Origin of the sequence: Arthrobacter sp. ISL-72 (assembly GCF_018613755.1) — a bacterium.
Classification (GTDB): Bacteria; Actinomycetota; Actinomycetes; order Actinomycetales; family Micrococcaceae; genus Arthrobacter.
Window position 1 is genome coordinate 395,031 of the sequence record NZ_JAGGPP010000008.1, and the last position, 13,799, is coordinate 408,829.

A 13,799-nucleotide genomic window follows, 5' to 3' on the forward strand; every position below is an offset into this window, starting at 1 on the left:
CCATCCGGCGCCGACGCAAGCCCTTCACGGTTTCAGCCCCGGCCGCAAATCGCCCTAAGCTAGCCCCATGACTTCCACTGAAGAATTCCGCATTGAACATGACACGATGGGCGAAGTCCGCGTCCCCGTGAACGCCCTGTACCGTGCACAGACGCAGCGTGCAGTTGAAAACTTCCCCATCTCCGGAAAAACCCTGGAACGCGCACACATCGAGGCCCTCGCCCGGGTCAAGAAGGCTGCCGCCCAGGCCAACGCTGAACTTGGAGTGCTCGACGGCGAGCTGGCCAAGGCGATCGCGGAAGCTGCCGATGAGGTTGCTGCCGGGAAGTACGACGGCGACTTCCCCATCGACGTCTTCCAGACCGGCTCCGGCACGTCCTCGAACATGAACACCAACGAGGTCATCGCGGAGCTTGCCACCCGCGCCCTTAAGTCCGCCGGCAGCGACAAAGTTGTCCACCCGAACGACCACGTCAACGCCTCGCAGTCCTCCAACGACGTGTTCCCCACCTCGGTCCACGTCGCGGCGACGTCAGCGCTGATCAACGACCTCATCCCGGCCCTCGGCTACCTGGCTGATTCGCTGGACCGCAAGGCCCTTGAGTTCAAGGACGTCGTCAAGTCCGGCCGTACGCACCTCATGGACGCCACCCCGGTGACCCTCGGCCAGGAGTTCGGCGGCTACGCCGCACAGGTCCGCTACGGCATCGAGCGCATCAACGCCTCCCTCCCCCGGGTGGCGGAAGTTCCCCTCGGCGGCACCGCTGTGGGCACCGGCATCAACACCCCGGCCGGCTTCCCGGAGCGCGTCATCGAACTCCTTGCGACCGACACCGGCCTGCCGCTGACCGAGGCCCGCGACCACTTCGAGGCACAGGCCAACCGCGACGGCCTCATCGAAGCCTCCAGCCAACTGCGGAACATCGCGATCTCCTTCATGAAGATCAACAACGACCTCCGCTGGATGGGCTCCGGCCCCAACACCGGCCTCGGCGAAATCGCCATCCCGGACCTCCAGCCCGGCTCCTCGATCATGCCGGGCAAGGTCAACCCGGTCATCTGCGAAGCGTCCATCATGGTCTGCGCGCAGGTCATCGGCAACGACACCGCCATCGCCTGGTCCGGCACCAACGGCGCCTTCGAACTCAACGTCGGCATCCCCGTCATGGCCGCCAACCTGCTCGAGTCCGTGCGCCTGCTGGCCAACACCAGCCGCGTCATGGCCGACAAGATGATCGACGGCATCACCGCCAACGTCGAGCGGGCCCGCTTCCTCGCCGAGGCTTCACCGTCCATCGTCACCCCGCTGAACAAGTTCATCGGCTACGAAAACGCCGCCAAGATCGCCAAGAAGGCTGTAGCTGAGGGTTTGACCATCCGTGAGACCGTCGTAGCCATGGGCTTCCTGGAGCGCGGCGAACTCACCGAAGAGCAGCTGGACACCGCCCTTGACGTCATGTCCATGACGCGCCCCCCGCACAAGGCATAGTTTCCAAAGAAGTACGACGGCGGCCGCCCCCTTCGCAGCGAAGGCGGGCGGCCGTCGTCGTTCTTTGTTGTTCTGTCCTCCCCGGAGTTTTTGGCGCTGCCCTCCTTGGAGTTTTTGTCCAGATATCGCGAGTTGGAGGCCCACGAAGTCGCGATATGTGGACAAAAACTCGACGGGTCTACAGTGGGCCCTCAGCGGCGCCTCGATCTAAACTTGCACTAACTCGTTTTGAGTGCAAAACTTCACTTTTGTGAGTGATAGTGCAAATAGTAGTGCCAGCCTCCGGGAGCGGAAGCGGGTGGCCACCCGCGGTGCCATCAGCGCCGTCGCCCGGTCACTGACGGCGGAACGGGGCCTAACCGGCTACACCGTGGAGGAAGTGTGCGAACAGGCCGGCATCTCGCGTCGGACGTTCTTCAACTACTTTCCGTCCAAAGAGGACGCCATCCTGGGGCACGTGGACGACGAGCTGCCCGAGGAAGTCTTTGACGACTTCATCCGCGGCGGTGCCGGCTCCGGTTCGGGCGAAGTTTCCCCTACGCTCTTCCAGGACCTGGTGGAGCTGAGCCTGAAGATGTCGGAACGGATGAGCTCCTCGGAAGAAGAGACCCGCCAGCTGATCGGCGTCATCAAAAAAGAGCCCCAGCTGATGCTCAAGATCATCGGGGCCACCGAGGAACGGGAGGCCCATTTTGCCAGCGTCCTCGCCGCCCGGGAGGGTGTGGCCCCGGACCACCCGGTGGTCCGGATGGCCGTGGTGACCCTGGGCGGGATTGCCCGGCACGCCAGCATGGCCTACTTCTCCGAAGGCAATACCCGTTCATACCAGGACCTGCTGATGGAAAACATCTCCGCCGCACGCCTGCTTTTCTCACAGCCCCTTAATCTCCCCTCGACCGACTCCCCCGAAGGACACCAATGAGCGCCGCAGTCAGTCCCAAAGCAGCCGAGCCGCTGCTGCTGACCCAGAAACGCATCTGGATCATTTTTTCGGCGCTGATCGCCGGGATGCTGCTTTCCAGCCTGGATCAGACCATCGTCTCCACCGCGATGCCCACCATCGTGGGCAAGCTGGGCGGCGTGGAACACCAGGCCTGGATCACCACCGCCTACCTCCTGGCCACCACCATCGTGATGCCCATCTACGGCAAATTCGGTGACGTCCTGGGCCGGCGCAACCTTTTCCTCGTGGCCATCGCCCTCTTCACGCTCGCTTCGGTGGGCTGCGCGTTCGCCACTGATTTCTGGGGCTTCGTGGTTTTCCGCGCCATCCAGGGCCTGGGCGGCGGCGGCCTCATGATCCTCTCGCAGGCCATCATCGCCGACATCGTCCCGGCCAAGGAGCGCGGCAAGTACATGGGCCCGCTCGGTGCCATCTTCGGCCTGTCCGCCGTGGCCGGGCCCCTCCTGGGCGGCTACTTCGTTGACCACCTGACCTGGGAGTGGGCGTTCTACATCAACATCCCGATCGGGATCGCCGCGTTCGCCATCGCCTGGTTCACGCTGACTCTCCCGAATAAGAAGGCCGAGAAGCGGATCGACATCCTCGGCGTGCTGCTGCTCTCAGCGGCCACCACATGCCTGATCTTCTTCACCGACTTTGGTGGCAAGAAAGATGAAGGCTGGGATTCGCCGCTGACCTGGGCATTCGGCGCAGGCCTCGTGCTGGCAGCTGCGGCTTTCGTGACAGCGGAGCGGCGGGCCGAGGACCCGATCATCCCGCTGGCCCTGTTCAAGAACCGTATTTTCGTGAATTCCACGGCCATCGGCTTCACGCTGGGCCTAGGCATGTTCGCGGCCATCGCGTTCGTTCCGACCTTCCTGCAGATGTCCTCCGGGACCTCCGCCGCCGAATCCGGGCTGCTCATGCTGCCCATGATGGCGGGCCTCATGGGCATGGCGATCTACTCCGGAATCCGGATCTCCAAGACCGGCAGGTACAAGCTGTTCCCCATCATGGGAGCTGCCCTCACCGTGGGCGCCATGCTATGGCTGACCACGCTGACCGCGGACACGCCCATCTGGGTCATCTGCGTCCAGCTCTTCGTGTTCGGCGCCGGGCTGGGCTCCATCATGCAGGTCATCGTCCTGGTGGTGCAGAACTCCGTGCCTGCGGAGCAGATCGGCACGGCCACCAGCACCAACAACTACTTCCGCGAAGTCGGTGCCTCCCTGGGCGTTGCAGTGTTCGGCTCCATCTTCACCTCCCGGCTGGCCGAGGCCCTGACGAACGCCTTCACCGGGGCCGGGGCCTCTGCCGCGCAGGCCGCGCAGTCCACCCAGACCCTGGACCCGCAAGCTCTGAGTCAGCTTCCGGGACAGCTCCGCGACGCAATCGTGAACGCCTACGCAGATTCACTCGCACCCGTGTTCTGGTACCTGCTGCCGTTCCTGGGCATCGCTCTGATCCTGGCACTGACCTTGAAGCAGATCCCGTTGTCCGACACAGCCGGCATGGTGGCGCGCGGCGAGGCCGTGGGCGGCGAGGAAGCTGAGCGCCTCGAGGCCGAACGCCAGTCCGCCACCGTCTAGGAGGGCCGGAGTCCAGGAGGGCCGGACCCGGCGGCCGCAGCTGCGGCCGCCGGCACGGTCAGGGTTCGTAGTGGACGGTGTCGTCTGGCAGCAGTGCGCGCCGGATGGATTCGCGGTCTCCGGGCCTGATGTCCGGCAGCTCCTCGAGCGGGAACCAGCCCACTGCCACGGATTCGTCGTCGTTCACGCGGGCTTCGCCGGAGACGTGGCGGCAGCGGAACACAATGTCCAGGAAGTCGCACACATCGCCGTTGGGGAAGGTCACCGGACCCACAACGCCGACGGAGACCATGCGTTCCGTTTCCGCCACGACGGCTGTTTCTTCGAAGATTTCCCGGATAAGCCCGGGGGCTGGATGCTCTCCCGGCTCCAGCAGTCCGGAGATCAGTGTCCACCGGCCGTTGTCGGCGCGCTGGCCCAGGAGGACGTGGCCGTCGTCGTTGAAGACCACTCCGCGAACCGCGGGAATCCACAACGGGTCATGACCGATTTTTTCGCGGAGCTTGAGGATGAAGTCGGGCACAGCCATGACTTCAGCGTAACCCGCCCGTCCGGCCAACCCGCAGCAAGGCGGCGCAGGCCATCAGCCCGCGGGCAGGAGCAGCATGGCTGCCGCCGTGCCGGCCAGCATGAAGGGGCCGAACGGGATGTCCGATTTGAGTGTTCCGCGGCGGGCAGCGAGCAGGCCCAGGCTCCACAGCCCGCCCAGCAGGAAGGCGGCGAAGGTCCCTGCGAACACATGGCCCCAGCCAAGGTAGCCGAGGTACATCCCCAAGACGCCGGCGAGCTTCACATCGCCGAAACCCATCCCTGGCGGATAGATCATGCGCAGGACGAAGTAGAAAAGCCACAGCACGGCGCCCCCGGCCAGGATCCGGACCCCCGGGAGCCCGAAGAGCCGGGCGGCGCCGTCGGGCACTGCCCCGCCGTCCGCGCCCGCCACTAGGACCGTGACCGCCGCGGCCAGCAGCAGCACGCCGCCCACGGCGTAAGACGGGAAAACGATCCGGTTGGGCAGGAGATGGTGCCGGACGTCGATGACGGTGAGCCGCACAGCCATCACGCCGAAGTACGCGCAGGCCGCAAGCACCAGCCAGAAGGCGAGCGGGGTGGAATCCCAGAGTTCGCCGAGTCGTTGGATCACCCTCGGATGCTACTGGATTTTCCCGTTGCGCCGCTGAGCCCGCGCGTAAACTGTGGATATGTCGACATGGGACGCGAGGCGTCACGGGGAAACCGGTCAGCAGAACAGGCCCGCCGACGTCGCCATGCAGTTTAGGAACCTGTGCCGTTCCTCGCCCTGGAAGTGGCAGAGCCTCCGTTTCGAGTATGTGGACCGGCCGGATCCCGTCCCGGAGGACCTTGTCCGGGCTTGGCTGCGCCGGCCGGGCGCCCTCAGGCTGGAGTCCGCTGCCGGCGCGGTGCTGCACAGCACCACCGGGATCAATGATTCGAAGGACGGCTTTTACGTCAGCGCCACGCGGAAGTCCTGGCTCCTGCCGCCGCAGCTGGTCACGCCCGTGTATGACGACGGCGGGCTGGTCCGGCGGCGCCCGGAGGCAGCCTATGGTGAGCCCTGTTTCGGGAACGGCCGCTTTGCCGCAGCGCTGGACCCCGTGGAGCTGGCCGGGAACGCCCCAGTGCCCATCGAATTCCCGAACACGAATGCGGTGGAGCTCGGCCCCCTCACTGAGGTGGACCACGCGGGCCGCCCCGCGTTCGAGACCATCGTGATTCCCAACGCTGCATACAGGCCGTCGGATCCCGAAGCACCGCTGTGCCGCCCGGGGCGGAACCTGATTCGGGTCGACGCCGGCACAGGGGTCTGCGTTTCCAGCCGCCCCCTGGAGGACGAATGGAAGAGTCATGGACACTGGATCAGGATCCTGGCAGTGGACGAATACATGCTCGATGACCTATTCCTCGCCGAGTCCATGAACCTGACCGACGTCCGCCGGCACATCAGCTGGGACATTTCCCGCGGCGTATGACTGGCCGCAAGACTGCCGGGCTGGCTAAGCTTCGCTGATGACCGAGCTCTCCGCCATCTGGCCGCCTCTAGGCCTCACGCTGACCACACCCCGGCTTGTCCTCAGGCCGATCTGCGACGATGACATCCCGGCGGCTGTCGACGCGGCGCTCTCGGGCATCAGTGAGCCTGGCCGCAATCCTTTTGGCATACCTTGGAATGACGTGCCGGCAGAAAACCCGGGCCCAAACATGGCGCAGTGGTATTGGCGCTGCCGGGCCGGAGTCTCGCCGGAGGGCTGGACACTCCCCCTCGGCATCTGGCACGGCGGTGAATTCATCGGCTGCCAGGACCTTGAGGCGAAGGACTTCGCGGTTCTCAAGACGGTCACCACAGGCTCCTGGCTCCGGAAGTCCGCCCAGGGCCGGGGCCTCGGCAAGGAGATGAGGGCCGCCGTCGTCAGTTACGCCTTCGATCATTTAGAAGCGGAAGTGGCCGAATCCGAGGCAGCTTTCTGGAACGAAAAGTCCCTCGGCGTATCCCGTTCGCTGGGCTATGACCTGAACGGCGTCACCAGGGCCGCTTGGGGCGGCAAGATGCAGGACGTCCAGAAGGTCAGGGTGACCCCGGAGTCATTCAAACGCCCGACTTGGACACTGAAAGTCCAGGGCCACGAGGCCACAGCGAAATTCCTCGGGATCTGAAGGTCCGTGGCCGGCTAATCCGGCCACGGCCCCCGATCGTTAGATTTCGGCCCCTTCAAGCAGTTCCGTCACCAAGGCCGCGATCGGCGACCGCTCCGACCGGGTCAGGGTGATATGTCCGAAGAGCGGGTGCCCCTTGAGGGTTTCGACGACGGCGGCTACGCCGTCGTGCCGCCCGACCCGCAGGTTGTCGCGCTGGGCGACGTCGTGGGTCAGGACGATCTTGGAGTTCTGGCCGATCCGGCTCATCACGGTCAGGAGGACGTTCTTTTCGAGCGACTGCGCCTCATCCACGATCACGAACGCGTCATGGAGCGAGCGGCCGCGGATGTGGGTCAGCGGCATGACCTCCAGCATGCCCCGGTCCATGACTTCCTCCACGACCTCCTGGCTGACCAGCGCCCCGAGGGTGTCAAAGACTGCCTGCGCCCAGGGGTTCATTTTCTCCGCCTCGGAACCGGGCAGGTAGCCGAGCTCCTGCCCGCCCACTGCGTAGAGCGGCCGGAAGACGATGACCTTGCGGTGTTCGCGGCGTTCCAGCACGGCCTCGAGACCGGCACAGAGCGCCAGCGCCGACTTGCCGGTGCCTGCCCGCCCGCCGATCGACACGATGCCGACGGACGGATCCATCAGCATGTCGATCGCCAGCCGCTGCTCCGCGGAACGGCCGTGCAGTCCGAAGACGTCACGGTCCCCCTTGACCAGCCGGACCTGCTTGTCCGCACCCACGCGTCCCAGCGCGGAACCCCGGTTGGAGAGCAGCACCAGGCCGGTGTTGACGGGCATCTCCGCCGCCGCCGCAATAAAGACCGGCTCGTGGCCGTAGAGGGTGGAAACGTCCTCCTCGCTGGCTTCGACCTCAGCCACCCCTGTCCAGCCCGAGTCCTTCACCAGTTCGTTGCGATACTCGTCCGCGAGCAGTCCCATTGCCGAAGCCTTGACCCGCATCGGCAGGTCCTTGGAGACCACCGTGACGTTGCGGCCCTCGTTGGCGAGGTTCTTCGCGACGGCGAGGATGCGGCTGTCGTTGTCCGCCCCGCGGAAACCCGCGGGGAGCACCTCGGTGGAGATATGGTTCATTTCCACCATGAGCGTGCCGCCATCATCCCCGAGGGGAATCGGACGGTCGAGCCCGCCGTGCTGGACCCTGAGGTCATCCAGGAGCCGCAGCGCCTTGCGTGCGAAGTAACCCAGCTCGGGGTCATGCCGCTTGCCCTCAAGTTCCGTAATAACCACGATCGGCACAATGACTTCGTGCTCTGCGAACCGAAGCAGGGCGCGGGGGTCGGAGAGCAAAACCGAGGTGTCGATGACAAAGCTCCACACAGTGTCTTCTGTCGCGGCATTTTCGCCGGATACAGCAAGACCGGCCACAGCGTCATATTTCGCCGCACCGGTCTGTGAGGTTGCTCGCTTGGCGCGAGAGGTAGCTTTCTCTCCCTGGTCAGAAAGGACGTCGGGCAGTTGTTCAGAAATAGCCACATCGACTCCAGCCCCGGGGCGCACGCCCGGATTTTTATAGGTGAGGCGGATCGGCCACGAGGCCGGTTCCGGCCTCCCATACATCCGGTGCGAGAATCCGCTCCATGTACTGGCCTCCCCGATCAGCCGGCAGTTTGCCTGCTAATGAAATCAACGTAATTCCCCGCGGCTTTGTTTCCCAGACTATTTCTTCGGCGATTCGTGTTGCGTTCGCGTGAACTCCGCATGAACGGACCTGGCCTGCGCCGGGGCCCGGCATCAGGAACCGAAGCGTCGCTGCCTGCCGGCGTAGTCACGCAGTGCCCGGAGGAAATCGACCTTGCGGAAGGCGGGCCAGAGTGCTTCACAGAAATAGAACTCGCTGTAGGCGCTCTGCCACATCAGGAATCCGGACAGCCGCTGCTCGCCGGAAGTGCGGATCACGAGGTCCGGATCCGGCTGGCCGCGGGTGTAGAGGAACCGTGAGATGTCATCGACGGTGAGCTCATCGGCAAGCTGCCCGATGTCCTCGCCCCGGTCCACGGCGTCATGGAGCAGTTCCCGGACAGCATCCACGATTTCACGGCGCCCGCCGTAGCCCACAGCGACGTTGACGTGGATTTTTTCTTGCACCGGCGTACGTGCTGTCAGCTTGTTGAGCCGCTCCGCCAGATAGTCCGGAAGCAGTTCCGGCGCCCCCATGGCGTGTACCGAGACGTCCTCATCTTCGTCCAGCCGGTCCAAGGTGTTCGCGATGATTCCCATCAGCAGGTCCAGCTCTTCACCGGAGCGGCTCATGTTATCGGTGGAGAGCATGTAGAGCGTGACCACCTTGATGCCCAGTTCCTGGCACCATCCGAGGAATTCATGGATCTTGTCGGCGCCCGCCTGGTGTCCCTGGCTGGTGGGTGCATTGAACTGCCTGGCCCAGCGGCGGTTGCCGTCCACCATTACTCCGATGTGTTTGGGGATGCGGTCCTTGTCCAGCGAGCGCAGGAGCCTGCGTTCATAGAAGCCGTAGAGGATCCCGGGCAACTCCATCGGGAGGCTCACCTGACTTCCTTATGTGTGACGGCAGTGCATTCCTAGGCTACCCGCCCGCAACCGGGACACGGTGCACCGGGATTCCACAATTCGGGGCCCCGCCGTTACTCATAAGTAACTTACTGGAACGTAGTTTATTCTGGAGCCATGCAAAGCAATCCTCCCCAACCGGCGCCGGAAGCAGGCCGCGGCCGGAAATCGAGCCCGATGGACGATGCAGCAGTCCGCATCGCGGAGCTGCTGACAATCAAGCCCAAATGGCGCGGCTGGATCCACACCGTCACCGCGCCGCTGGCACTAGCCGCCGGGCTGGTCCTGATCCTGTTGGCACCCACTGCCGACCTTAAAATCGCCTCCGCGGTCTACGCCGTTACGGGCGTACTGCTGTTCGGGGTCAGCGCCGTGTACCACCGGGGGAACTGGTCGCCCCGCGTCAAGATCGTCCTCAAACGCCTCGACCACACGAACATCATGCTGGTGATCGCCGGCAGCTACACGCCGCTCGCGTGGGCGCTGCTGGAACGGCCCAAGGCAGTGGTGCTGCTGTGGGTCATCTGGTCCGGCGCCATTCTGGGCGTGCTGTTCCGGGTGCTGTGGACCCACGCGCCGCGCTGGCTCTACGTTCCCATCTACATCGCCCTGGGGTGCGGTGCCCTCTTCTACCTGCCGGACTTTTTCTCGGCCAGCATTGCCTCCGCAGTCCTGATCTGCGTTGGCGGGGCGCTCTACATAGCGGGAGCCGTTTTTTACGCGCTCAAAAAGCCGAACTTCAGCTACCGGCACTTTGGATTCCACGAGCTCTTCCACGCCTTCACCGTGTTCGCCTTCGCCGCACACTTCATCGCCATCGCCATCGCTGTCCTCAGCCGGCCGGCTTAAGGCAGCGCAGCGCGGCCGGGAAGACCGGCCGGGAACACCAACGCCGCGTGCGGGAATGAATCAGCCTGTCACCGCAGCGAGTCGCTCCAGCAGTTCAGGCACGGAGCCCACCGGTCGTTCGCACACCATGCCCCGGCAGAGGAACACCTGCGGCGAGCCGTCGGGCGCGGCTGTCCTGCCTTCCAGCAGCGGCACTGAGGCGGCGGCGCCGCCGGCGACGGGGGTGCCGCCGTCGGACGGCCTTGCCCCGGACGGCGTTGCCTGAGACGCCATCGCAACCACCAGCCCGGGACTGGCGGACAGCATCAGTGCGTGGTGGAGTTCGGTTCGCTCCGGACCATCAGGTCCGACGACGGCGGCCTCCACCGGGCCCGCCAGCGCCGCCTGTGCCGTGGCCAGCAGCCAGCCGGCCGCCCGGGGCGCCCGCGTCGCCAGGGCCGGCAGCAGCGACATGATATTGCCGGCCATGATCCGGTGCCCGGTTGAACCGGAGAGCGCTGAATAGCTCAAGAGTGCTCCGGCGAACGCGGCCGCGCCGCTGGGGGTGGCATTGTCGAAGGGCTCCAGGCCGGCCCGCCGCCCCTGGGCGTTGAACACCTGCGATGATTCACCCGCGGTGTCCACCAGCGTCCCGTCGGCCGCAAACCGCAGGCACGCGGCCCGCAGCACCTCTTCGGCGAGCAGGTACCACCGCTCGGCCCCTGTTACCCCGTAAAGGGTCAGGAACCCATCAGCGCTGAAGGCATAGTCTTCCAGCAGGCCGCCGATCCCCCGGGCCTGGCCGGCATGCGAAACACGCACCAGCGTGCCGGGCCCGCCGACTGGTTGCGCGCCGGGTTCGGGGCCGGGTTCAGCGCCGGGATCGGAATCCTGCCAGTGGACCCGCTCAAGGTATGCGGCCGTCCGATCGGCTGCGGCCACCAGCTCCGGCCGGTCCAGAACCGCCCCCGCCTCAGCCAGCGCGGCAACGGCCAGCCCGTTCCAGCCGGCCACCACCTTGTCGTCCCGGGCGGGCTGGGGACGCGCGGTACGCGCCTCCAGCAGGCGCGGCCGCACACGCTCCCAGAGGAGGGCCTCGGCGTCGTCGAGCCTGCGGCCCGGATGAAGCGGTGAGGCCGTGGCCGTTACGGTGCCCTCGGCCCGGACGTTCATCAGCGCTGCTACAGCCTGGCCGTCGTCGGGCCCCAGGATTTCCTTCAGCTCCGCCGGGGTCCAGAGGTAGCTCGCGCCCTCGTGGTGCTTCCCGTCCACCACAGTGTCGGCGTCCAGCGACGAGGCAAAAGCCTCGGCAGGGCCGCCGGCGTCATCTGGGGCGGAAAGACCCAGCGATGCCAGCATCCAGTCCGCAGTGCGGGAGGCAATGTCCGCGGCTTCCTCCGCGGGGTACACTTCGTCGCCGCCGAGCCGGACCCAGTGGACGTAGGCCCGCAGTAACTGGGCGTTGTCGTAGAGCATCTTTTCGAAGTGCGGCACGGACCAGTCCCGTGTGACGGAGTAGCGGGCAAAGCCGCCGTCCAGCTGATCAAACAGCGCAGACCGGGACATGGCGGCCAGCGCCCGGCCCGCCATGTCGCGGGCCGCACGGGCGGTCTCCGATGCCGCTGCCGAATGCCGGATCAGGAATTCCAGTACGGGCGACGGCGGGAACTTGGGTGCGGTGCCGAACCCGGCGTCCTGCGGGTCTTCGGAGCGGGCAAGCACGCGGACCGCTTCGGAGAGCAGTCCCGCGTCCACAGGGTCCGGCCGGCCGGTCAGTTGAACTGCTGCCGCAAGCTGGGTTTCAGCCATCCCGCTGGCCAGCAACTCGGCGTTGTGTTCTACGCCCTCACGGCGTTCCAGCCAGGCTTCGCGGACCGCCTTGAGGAGCTGGCGGAACGAGGGCCGGCCGGGCATGGGCCGGGGCGGGAAGTAGGTTCCGGCATGGAAGGCGCGGCCATCCGGTGTCAGGAATACGGACATCGGCCAGCCGCCTTCGCCGCTGATCGCCTGGGTCGCAGCCATGTAGACGGCATCGACGTCGGGACGCTCTTCCCGGTCAACCTTGATGGCCACGAAGTTCGCGTTGAGGTAGTCGGCTGTTTCCTGGTCTTCGAAAGATTCGTGTGCCATCACGTGGCACCAGTGGCACGCGGCGTAGCCAATGGACAGGAATACGGGCACGTCGCGCTCCGCGGCGAGGCGGAATGCTTCGTCACCGAAGGGCCGCCAGTGCACCGGATTGTCCGCGTGCTGCCTCAGGTAGGCGGACGGTTCCCCACCCAGGGCATTGCCTGCCCCGGGCCGGACTGTGCCCGCCCGCCTCTGGCCGACTCCGCCGTCAGCGCCGTCCGGGGCCTTCATCACCGTTGGATTCCGTCCGGACGTCGGCGCCGCCGTCGTGGGCTCCCTGGGTGTCCGGTCCGCCCTGAGAGCCGGACCCCTGCGCGCCGGAAGTCTGCGTGCCGGGGGCGCTGCTGCCCGGCAGCTCCTGCCGCGCCTGCTCTTCGGCCTGCAACGTGGCCAGACGTTCTTCCTCGACCTGCGCGCGGTAGCGGACCCGGCGGATGCGCCGCACCATGTCAACGATCAGCAGCGTGGTGGCCAGCACGAAGAAGGCCGTCATGATGAAGCCCCACATGCCCGGAGTCACCTGGTCTTCGGAGAGGCCAGGGCGCAGCGACGGCGTGGGGCTGGGTGCCGGGGTCGTCGCGAGAGCAATGAGCAAGTGATGCACGGTTAAACCTTCTGTGGAGCGTATTGAGGGCCTCGACTTCTACGGGACATAGAAGTAGGCCTGTCTCTATCTTAGCCCTGCGAACAGGTCCTTTTCCGGCAGTTCCGAAGGCACCCGGGACTGGACCAGGGTGTAGTCCTCCCAGGGCCAGGCGCGTCGCTGCATGTCCGGGGACACGGCAAAGAAGAAGCCCAACGGATCCACCTGGGTGCGGTGGGCGCGGAGCGCGTTATCCCGGGTTTCGAAATAGTCCCCGCAGTCGATCTGCGTGGTGGTGGGGTGCGTCGGAAGCGGCGGAGTGTGGCCTTCGGCATCAGCCTCGAGCCATGCTGCCAGCCGTTCGGCGTAGGGCGACTGCAGGCCCGCCTCCTCGAGCGCAAAGTGGAGAGCCCGGAACCGTTCAGGGCTGAATGCACGGTCGTAGTACAGCTTGCTGGGCGTCCAGGGCTCGCCGATACCCTGATACCGCTCGGGATCGCCGGCCGCTTCGAAGGCTTCCACTGCCACGCGGTGGGCCATGATGTGGTCGGGATGGGGATAGCCGCCGTTTTCGTCGTAGCTGAGGATCACCTGGGGCTTGAAGTTGCGCACCAGCCTGACCAGCGGAGCCGCTGCCAGTTCCAGCGGCTGGAGGGCGAACGAGCCCGGCGGGAGCGGCGGAAGCGGGTCGCCCTCGGGCAGCCCGGAGTCCACGAAGCCGAGCCAGCGCTGACGGATTCCCAACACCCGGGCTGCGTTGTCCATTTCAATGCGGCGGGCACCGGCCATGTCCCGCTTGGGGTGCGGTTCGTTCTCCACTGCGGGGTTCTGGATGTCGCCCCGCGATCCGTCAGTGCAGGTGGCCACCATCACATCGACGCCCGCAGCGGCGTACATGGCCATGGTGGCGGCGCCCTTGCTCGATTCGTCATCAGGGTGAGCGTGGACGGCCAGCAGGCGGAGCGGTTGCGACTGGCTTGCGGACGCTGTCATCTGAAACGGCTCGCTTTCTTCGATTTTAGGTTGCGG

The 13,799-nt window shown here is 65.8% G+C and carries 13 protein-coding genes; 6 read left to right on the top strand and 7 right to left on the bottom strand.

Annotation, left to right across the window (positions count from 1 at the left end):
- Window positions 1–67 precede the first annotated feature (67 nt).
- The 3 genes from J7I92_RS09800 (at window position 68) to J7I92_RS09810 (ending at window position 4,021) form a co-directional block, all read left to right on the top strand.
- Window positions 68–1,489: a class II fumarate hydratase gene (locus tag J7I92_RS09800; RefSeq protein WP_214839926.1), complete on the top strand. Its 1,422-nt coding sequence runs from the start codon at window positions 68–70 to the stop codon at window positions 1,487–1,489.
- Between the two features lie 250 nt (window positions 1,490–1,739).
- Window positions 1,740–2,411 carry a TetR/AcrR family transcriptional regulator gene (locus J7I92_RS09805; RefSeq protein WP_214839928.1) on the top strand — a complete coding sequence of 224 codons (672 nt, stop codon included), beginning with the start codon at window positions 1,740–1,742 and terminating at the stop codon, window positions 2,409–2,411.
- A complete protein-coding gene (locus tag J7I92_RS09810) occupies window positions 2,408–4,021 on the top strand; it encodes an MDR family MFS transporter (RefSeq protein WP_214839930.1) in 1,614 nt (537 codons plus the stop codon). Before J7I92_RS09805 ends, J7I92_RS09810 begins: the two co-directional genes overlap by 4 nt.
- A 58-nt stretch (window positions 4,022–4,079) precedes the next feature.
- On the opposite strand, the gene J7I92_RS09815 is transcribed toward J7I92_RS09810, so the two are convergent.
- Complete coding sequence (locus J7I92_RS09815) at window positions 4,080–4,550, bottom strand: NUDIX domain-containing protein (protein WP_214839932.1); 471 nt, start codon at window positions 4,548–4,550, stop codon at window positions 4,080–4,082.
- 54 nt (window positions 4,551–4,604) lie between these two features.
- Complete coding sequence (locus J7I92_RS09820; protein WP_214839934.1) at window positions 4,605–5,165, bottom strand: A24 family peptidase; 561 nt, start codon at window positions 5,163–5,165, stop codon at window positions 4,605–4,607.
- A gap of 58 nt (window positions 5,166–5,223) precedes the next feature.
- Between J7I92_RS09820 and J7I92_RS09825 the strand changes: the two genes are divergently transcribed.
- Together J7I92_RS09825 and J7I92_RS09830 are read left to right on the top strand one after the other, a co-directional pair.
- Window positions 5,224–6,012 carry a hypothetical protein gene (locus tag J7I92_RS09825; RefSeq protein WP_214839936.1) on the top strand — a complete coding sequence of 263 codons (789 nt, stop codon included), beginning with the start codon at window positions 5,224–5,226 and terminating at the stop codon, window positions 6,010–6,012.
- 37 nt (window positions 6,013–6,049) lie between these two features.
- On the top strand, window positions 6,050–6,694 hold the full coding sequence (locus J7I92_RS09830) for a GNAT family N-acetyltransferase (RefSeq protein WP_214839938.1): 645 nt from the start codon (window positions 6,050–6,052) through the stop codon (window positions 6,692–6,694).
- Window positions 6,695–6,733: 39 nt separating this feature from the next.
- Here J7I92_RS09830 and J7I92_RS09835 read toward each other — a convergent pair whose 3' ends face one another.
- Entirely contained in the window at window positions 6,734–8,176 is a 1,443-nt protein-coding gene (locus J7I92_RS09835; RefSeq protein ID WP_214839940.1) for a PhoH family protein, read from the bottom strand.
- A 258-nt stretch (window positions 8,177–8,434) separates the two neighbouring features.
- Complete coding sequence (locus J7I92_RS09840) at window positions 8,435–9,196, bottom strand: isoprenyl transferase (protein ID WP_214840182.1); 762 nt, start codon at window positions 9,194–9,196, stop codon at window positions 8,435–8,437.
- Between the two features lie 210 nt (window positions 9,197–9,406).
- Between J7I92_RS09840 and J7I92_RS09845 the strand changes: the two genes are divergently transcribed.
- Window positions 9,407–10,078 (top strand): hemolysin III family protein, encoded by a 672-nt coding sequence (locus J7I92_RS09845; RefSeq protein ID WP_214840189.1) that lies wholly within the window; start codon window positions 9,407–9,409, stop codon window positions 10,076–10,078.
- A 60-nt stretch (window positions 10,079–10,138) separates the two neighbouring features.
- On the opposite strand, the gene J7I92_RS09850 is transcribed toward J7I92_RS09845, so the two are convergent.
- The 3 genes from J7I92_RS09850 to mca all read right to left on the bottom strand — a co-directional run bounded on the left by J7I92_RS09850 (window position 10,139) and on the right by mca (window position 13,763).
- A complete protein-coding gene (locus J7I92_RS09850; protein WP_214839941.1) occupies window positions 10,139–12,418 on the bottom strand; it encodes a thioredoxin domain-containing protein in 2,280 nt (759 codons plus the stop codon).
- Window positions 12,396–12,791, bottom strand: a complete 396-nt coding sequence (locus tag J7I92_RS09855) for a hypothetical protein (RefSeq protein WP_214839943.1) — start codon at window positions 12,789–12,791, stop codon at window positions 12,396–12,398. Before J7I92_RS09855 ends, J7I92_RS09850 begins: the two co-directional genes overlap by 23 nt.
- A 66-nt stretch (window positions 12,792–12,857) precedes the next feature.
- Window positions 12,858–13,763 (bottom strand): mycothiol conjugate amidase Mca, encoded by a 906-nt coding sequence (gene mca, locus J7I92_RS09860; protein ID WP_214839945.1) that lies wholly within the window; start codon window positions 13,761–13,763, stop codon window positions 12,858–12,860.
- Window positions 13,764–13,799 lie beyond the last annotated feature (36 nt).

Bases quoted from the DNA above. Each gene is read 5' to 3' on its own strand.
- J7I92_RS09810 (WP_214839930.1), top strand. From the start codon at position 2,408: ATGAGCGCCGCAGTCAGTCCCAAAGCAGCCGAGCCGCTGCTGCTGACC.
- J7I92_RS09845 (WP_214840189.1), top strand. From the start codon at position 9,407: ATGGACGATGCAGCAGTCCGCATCGCGGAGCTGCTGACAATCAAGCCC.
- J7I92_RS09840 (WP_214840182.1), bottom strand. From the start codon at position 9,196: ATGGAGTTGCCCGGGATCCTCTACGGCTTCTATGAACGCAGGCTCCTG.
- J7I92_RS09815 (WP_214839932.1), bottom strand. From the start codon at position 4,550: ATGGCTGTGCCCGACTTCATCCTCAAGCTCCGCGAAAAAATCGGTCAT.
- J7I92_RS09825 (WP_214839936.1), top strand. From the start codon at position 5,224: ATGTCGACATGGGACGCGAGGCGTCACGGGGAAACCGGTCAGCAGAAC.
- J7I92_RS09800 (WP_214839926.1), top strand. From the start codon at position 68: ATGACTTCCACTGAAGAATTCCGCATTGAACATGACACGATGGGCGAA.
- mca (WP_214839945.1), bottom strand. From the start codon at position 13,763: ATGACAGCGTCCGCAAGCCAGTCGCAACCGCTCCGCCTGCTGGCCGTC.
- J7I92_RS09830 (WP_214839938.1), top strand. From the start codon at position 6,050: ATGACCGAGCTCTCCGCCATCTGGCCGCCTCTAGGCCTCACGCTGACC.
- J7I92_RS09850 (WP_214839941.1), bottom strand. From the start codon at position 12,418: ATGAAGGCCCCGGACGGCGCTGACGGCGGAGTCGGCCAGAGGCGGGCG.